At 42.8% G+C, this 696-nt stretch carries 1 tRNA gene and 1 pseudogene; one reads left to right on the forward strand and one right to left on the reverse strand.

Going from position 1 to position 696, the window contains the following annotated elements:
- Nucleotides 1-327: pseudogene (locus J7R05_RS07395) on the forward strand (late control protein); the annotation flags it as partial.
- Nucleotides 328-496: 169 nt separating this feature from the next.
- Here J7R05_RS07395 and J7R05_RS07400 read toward each other — a convergent pair.
- Nucleotides 497-570 (reverse strand) — tRNA-Gln (locus tag J7R05_RS07400).
- Nucleotides 571-696 lie beyond the last annotated feature (126 nt).

Raw genomic sequence — 696 nt, forward strand, 5'->3', positions numbered from 1 at the left:
CAGCAATGTCAAGTCAAGCATCAGACAGGTTTTATTGGTCCTGTGCGGCGTCTTCGTACTTGTTACACCAGCAAGGAAGAGGCTTTGACTGCAGTGGCATCAGAATCAGACCATCTATGCTGTGTTGTGGGGAGTGGTTCTTTGACCCTTGCGGGGCGACCAGAAATCATGGCGGATCAACCTCTAGTGTTGCAAGGGTTTCGTGGGCAAATCAATGGTCCATGGAAAGCTTCCACTGTCACCCACTGCTATGAGAAACAAAGCGGATACACCACAGAAATTATACTCGAAGCTCCAAACAAGGGAAAAGAAAGCAGTGAAGAATAGAGGCTGTTAGGAACAGATCATAAAAGAGGATTTAAATACCCTTTGAAAGATCTTTGAAGACCCCTTGAGAACCCCTTAAAAATCCTTTGAAAAAAAATAAATTGTTACAAAACCTAGTGTCAAAATATACAAAACCTGCTGGCAAGCTACACACAGATTTTGTTGAATTTGGCTGGGGAACCTGGATTCGAACCAAGATTGACGGAGTCAGAGTCCGCTGTTCTACCATTAAACTATTCCCCAGTACGCAGCTGCCGCCATATTTAGCAGATTTTACAGTGTGCGCAAGTGTAAAAAATGGTCCTTATGATTATGATTAAATGGAAGAAATTTATCGATAATAAAGGGCGATAGGCACACCATTGATTG

Source organism: Bartonella capreoli (genome assembly GCF_902813205.1).
In the GTDB taxonomy this organism is placed as follows: Bacteria; Pseudomonadota; Alphaproteobacteria; order Rhizobiales; family Rhizobiaceae; genus Bartonella; species Bartonella schoenbuchensis.